Source organism: Arhodomonas sp. KWT, assembly GCF_010993615.1.
Window position 1 is genome coordinate 45,177 of sequence record NZ_WNXE01000009.1, and the last position, 5,322, is coordinate 50,498.

Sequence of the window (5,322 nt, forward strand, 5' to 3'; positions counted from 1 at the left end):
GCAGGTGGTCTGGCGCGAGTGGCCGCGGCGCGAGGGCTACATCACCCGCGAGGACGGCCTCGTCGCCTGCCGGATCTACAAGCGGATCAAGGCCCAGCGCATCTGGGACATGATCATGACCTCCACCTACGACTACGCCGAGCCCGGGTTCATCCTCATCGACCGCGTCAACGAGATGAACAACAACTGGTTCTGCGAGGAGATCCGCGCCACCAACCCGTGCGTGACGGCGGATACCTGGGTGCAGACCGATGAGGGGCCGCGCCAGGTGCGCGATCTCATCGGCCGCTCGTTCGTCGCCCGGGTCGACGGACAGGCACATGCCTCCGGCGAGGAGGGCTTCTTCCGCACGGCCACCAAACCGGTCGTGCGGCTGCAGACCGCAGAGGGCTACAGCCTTCGGCTCACCGAGGACCACCGCGTGCGCCGCGTGAGCCGCTTCACCCGCTACACCACCGAGACGGAATGGTGCGCCGCCGGCGAGCTCCGTGCCGGCGACCGGGTGCTGCTCAATGATCACCGCGACAATGCCGAGTGGGGCGGTGCCGTCAACGAGGACGAGGGTTACCTCCTTGGCCTGCTCGTGGGCGACGGCACGCTCAAGGCGGACAAGGCCGTGCTTTCCGTGTGGGAGTCGGCCGCCGTCGGCAACGGCGATGAGGGCGGGCTGAGCGCCGGCGCCCGTGCCGTGATGGACGCCGGCATGCGCGCCGCCGGGACGCTCCCGCACCGCGCGGACTTCGCGGGCTGGCAGCAGGTCGCCGGCCGTGGCGAGTATCGCCTTGCGCTTGGTGCACTCAAGCAGCTCGCGGAGTCGCTCGGCATGTCTCCCGGGGACAAGGCGATCACCCCGGCGCTCGAGCAGGCATCGAGCGATGGCTATCGCGGTTTCCTGCGCGGCCTGTTCGACGCGGATGGTTCCGTGCAGGGCACCCAGGCGAAGGGTGTGAGCGTGCGGCTCGCCCAGTCCGATCTCTCGCGCCTCGAGGCCGTTCAGCGGATGCTCCTGCGCCTGGGCATTACGGCGACGATCTACCGCGACCGCCGCCGTGCCAACGCGGCGCGCATGCCCGACGGCCGTGGCGGCCACGCGGACTACGCCATCCGGCCGCAGCATGAGCTGGTCCTCGCCGGCGAGGGCATCGCCCGGTTCCGCGAGCGGATCGGTTTTTCTGACAGCGACAAGATGAGCCGCCTCGACGCGCTGCTCGACAGTTACTCGCGGCGGCTGAACCGGGAGCGCTTCGTTGCCCGCGTCGCGGGTGTCGAGGACGACGGCGTGGAGGACGTCTATGACGTCCAGGTGCCGGGGATTAACACCTTCGATGCCAACGGCCTGCACGCCCACAACTGCGGCGAGCAGCCGCTGCCGCCCTACGGCGCCTGCCTGCTTGGCTCGATCAACCTCACCAAGTTCGTGCGCGAGCCCTTCACCGAGAAGGCTCACTTCGACTGGGAGGAGTATCGCCGGGTGGTGAGCATCTTCACGCGGCTGCTCGACAACGTGGTGGAGATCAACGGCCTCCCGCTGCCCAGGCAGCAGGAGGAGATCATGCGCAAGCGCCGCCACGGCATGGGCTTCCTCGGCCTGGGCTCGACGCTGACCATGCTGCGCATGCGCTACGGCGACGAGGCCTCGCTGGAGTTCACCGAGCGCGCCGCCAAGGAGATGGCGCTGGAGGGCTGGCGCACCGGCCTGTCGCTGGCGGACGAGAAGGGTGCGGCGCCGCTCATGGACGAGGAGTTCACCGTCACCAGGGAAATGCTCGCCAAGCGCCCGGAGATGGAGAAGGACGGCTACGCCCCGGGCGACACCATCGCCGGCAAGGTCCTGTGGGCGCGCTACAGCCGCTACATGCAGCGCGTGGCCGAGGCCGAGCCGGAGCTCGTCGACGAGCTCGCCGAGCGCGGCGCGCGTTTCACCCACCACAGCTCCATCGCGCCCACGGGCACGATCTCGCTGTCGCTGGCGAATAACGCCGCCAACGGCATCGAGCCGAGCTTCGCGCATCACTACACGCGCAACGTCATCCGCGAGGGCAAAAAGTCCAAGGAGAGCGTGGGCGTCTACAGCTTCGAGCTGCTCGCGTACCGCTACTTCGTCGACCCGGAGGCGCTGCCGAGCACCGATCCGGAGACGCGCAATCTCCCGGACTACTTCATCACCGCGGACGACGTCACGCCCAAGCAGCACGTCGACATCCAGGCCGCCGCGCAGCGCTGGATCGACTCCTCGATCTCCAAGACGGCCAATGTCCCCACGGACTACCCGTACCAGGACTTCAAGGACATCTACCGCTACGCCTACGAGCAGGGGCTGAAGGGCTGCACCACCTTCCGCTTCAACCCGGAGGCGTTCCAGGGCGTGCTCGTCAAGGACAGCGACCTCGCCAACACCACCTACCGTTTCGTTCTGGATGACGGCAGCGTCGTCGAGGCCAAGGGCGGTGACGAGGTGGAGTACGACGGCGAGATCCATACCGCGGCGAACCTCTACGACGCCCTCAAGGAAGGCTACTACGGCCGTTTCTGACGCACACACGGTCCGCACCCTCGGGTGCGGGCCAACCGAGCGAGCGAGTACGATGGCAGCACGACAGGACAACATCGGCGCGGACGCGCCCGACGGGGAAGAGACCATGGCGATCCACATCGGCAGCAAGATCGTTGACTACGAGGTGGTGAAACCCGAGGCGGCGAACCAGACTCAGGGGCAGCAGTCCGAAGCGCCGGCGGAGTCGTCGATCCAGCACATGCACGAGCGTATCGAGCGGCCGGAAATGCTCGAGGGGTCGACCTACAAGATCAAGACCCCGCTGTCCGAGCACGCACTCTACGTCACCATCAACGACGTGGTGCTCAACCAGGGCACGGAGCACGAGATCCGGCGGCCGTTCGAGATCTTCATCAACTCCAAGAACATGGACCACTTCCAGTGGATCGTCGCGCTCACGCGCATCGTCTCCGCCGTGTTCCGCAAGGGCGGCGACTGCACCTTCCTCGTCGAGGAGCTCAAGAGCGTGTTCGACCCCCGCGGCGGCTACTTCAAGCGCGGCGGCCGGTTCATGCCCTCGCTGGTGGCCGAGATCGGCGACGTCATCGACCAGCACCTCAAGAAGATCGGCATGATGGAGCAGGACGGCCTCGACGAGCACCAGAAGGCGTTCATCGAGCAGAAGCGCGCCGAGGCCGAGGCCAAGGCCGCCCCGGAGCCGACCGCCGCCGACTGCGACGACAGCACCGACGCCTACCCCGAGGGCGCCCAGCTCTGCGGCAAGTGCCACACCAAGGCCATGGTCGTCATGGACGGCTGCCTGACCTGCCTCAACTGCGGTGACTCCAAGTGCGGGTGACGATCCCGCGCGGGATCGCCCCGGCCGACTGGATAGCACCATGCCGGCCGGGGCAGCCTTGAGCTAACCGGGCGTGCGCCGGCACACCAGGGGGTGAGGGGATGAGGGAATGGACATCAGCCACGGACGGCAGCGCGCACAACTAGCCCGGGGACGCCAGTCCCCGGTGGACAGACTGCCGAGCAGCCGCTCACCGCTCCCTTCAGGGAGAGGGGCCGGGGGAGAGGGTCTCTCCGAAATCCGCACGCACCCGCCCGGCAGCCGATCAGCCCGTCCGCCCCACCAGAGCGCGATCCGCCGTTCACCCCTCTCCCTGCAAGGGAGAGAGGCCAGGGGAGCGGGCGTCCCCGAAATCCGCACGCACTCACCCGGCAGCCGAACGACCCGCCCGCCCCAGCAAGGCGCGACCCACCGTTCACCCCTCTCCCTTCACGGGAGAGGGGCTGGGGGAGAGGGTGTCTCCCGAATCCGCTATCACCGACGCAGTCGCCGCGGCCACCTTGCGCTCCACCGCCAGGTATTCGAGGAACACCCGCAACGTCCGGCGGACCTGATCTATCAGCCGGCGCTTGCGTGTCGAGTCCATGACATCACCTCCATGTTGAATACTGTATATATATACAGTATCAATGACGCGGACTCAAACTGCGCGCACGATATTGCGGCAGGCCTGGCGGCGCGGAGGCGGATGGTCTATAAAATCAGTGGGTTACAGTGGAAAATGCAAGCCCGCAGCCTGCAATATCGTGCGCGCACGTTTATTGAATATCCGTGCGCGCTACCTAATCACTGTTGGAAGGACAAAGCACATGTATAAGACTCTCGAAAATCCACTCCCACCTCGGTTTGGTCGCATGTATGTAGATAAGGAGCCGCCGGATATGGGGCCACCCCGAGCAGGTGATACGGTCACCGTCGGCGTGACAGAGGAGGTTGATTTCTACATTCAAGTTCACTCCGTAGAGGGAGATCAGCTTGCGGGTGAGGTTGTCGCCATCGGCCCGAATCCACGAGCGGAGTACGAGGGGTGGTCAAGGGGAGATCGCATTCAGGTTACCGAATCGGCAGTGAGGGCGATAATCCGAGATGATTGATCCCTTCCAACATGTCGCTCAACCGGACGCTCGTACCTCGCGCCGGTTAGTTATGCGTTGGGCGGCAGGCGCGAAGACGATAGAGGTTGCATAAATGAAGCGGGCTCATTCCACAGTCCAGATCACCAATCCGAACCCTCATCGCCGGGGGACACAGATATGGCGTGCCGGACAGATAGTGACCGGCATGGAGGGGTGTCGGCTTGAGAGCATTATTAATGCGTTAACAGCTATGGAAGAGGACACGAGAGACGTAGGTGTGGCAGACCCTGCGCGATGGCTTTCTCACTTCGCTGGACTAGAGAGTCGTGAGTCAGGGAAAGAGGTGGAGCCTTGGATCGAAATACTGCACGGCCACCGAGTCGTCCAAAGCACCGCCGAGTTCCGAGAGCTACTCAGGGCAAAGCGCTAATTGCTATGCATCGCCAACAGCGCGCCCAACAATGCGCTTCATCCGACGCCGCGAACGCGGCGCGGCTGAGCTTCATCGTTAGGAATGATCCATGCTCACAGCCGAAGTTAAGGACTACCTGAAGAAGGTCACATTCCTTGCTCCTAGCGTACGGGAGTTATGGATTATCGGCTCTCGGGCGAACGGGAATGCTCGGGATGAGTCCGACTGGGACTTTCTTGCTTTTGGCGAGCTTGGAGCACTTGAGGAGGTTGCAGCGGCGCCGTCATTGCACCTGGACTACATTGACCTTCTCGTAGTGCGGCCCGACGGCACATTTGAGCGGCCGTGGGGTGAATCGAAGTCGGGCTCCTTGGGCGCGTGGGAGTGGAGCCCGGTTGATGCAACCCATGCCAAGTATGTTGGGACGAAGTGGATACCGGACAGGGAAGCGGAAGAAGAAGGTATCGACACATTGGGTGAC

Annotated in this window: 4 protein-coding genes; 3 read left to right on the forward strand and 1 reads right to left on the reverse strand. The window is 64.8% G+C overall.

Going from position 1 to position 5,322, the window contains the following annotated elements; all coding sequences use genetic code 11:
• A partial coding sequence (locus tag G7A99_RS03670) for an LAGLIDADG family homing endonuclease (RefSeq protein ID WP_163138907.1) occupies positions 1-2,533 on the forward strand: 2,533 nt, incomplete at its 5' end.
• A 106-nt stretch (positions 2,534-2,639) separates the two neighbouring features.
• Entirely contained in the window at positions 2,640-3,353 is a 714-nt protein-coding gene (locus tag G7A99_RS03675) for an NrdJb (RefSeq protein WP_026321073.1), read from the forward strand.
• 415 nt (positions 3,354-3,768) lie between these two features.
• Here the strand turns inward: G7A99_RS03675 and G7A99_RS03680 are convergent, their stop codons facing one another.
• On the reverse strand, positions 3,769-3,939 hold the full coding sequence (locus G7A99_RS03680; protein WP_163138908.1) for a hypothetical protein: 171 nt from the start codon (positions 3,937-3,939) through the stop codon (positions 3,769-3,771).
• A gap of 1,011 nt (positions 3,940-4,950) precedes the next feature.
• Between G7A99_RS03680 and G7A99_RS03685 the strand changes: the two genes are divergently transcribed.
• The coding region (locus G7A99_RS03685; RefSeq protein ID WP_163138909.1) for a nucleotidyltransferase domain-containing protein at positions 4,951-5,322 on the forward strand (372 nt) is incomplete at its 3' end.

Coding starts and splice junctions, on each gene's coding strand:
- G7A99_RS03675 (WP_026321073.1), top strand. CDS start 2,640: ATGGCGATCCACATCGGCAGCAAGATCGTTGACTACGAGGTGGTGAAA.
- G7A99_RS03680 (WP_163138908.1), bottom strand. CDS start 3,939: ATGGACTCGACACGCAAGCGCCGGCTGATAGATCAGGTCCGCCGGACG.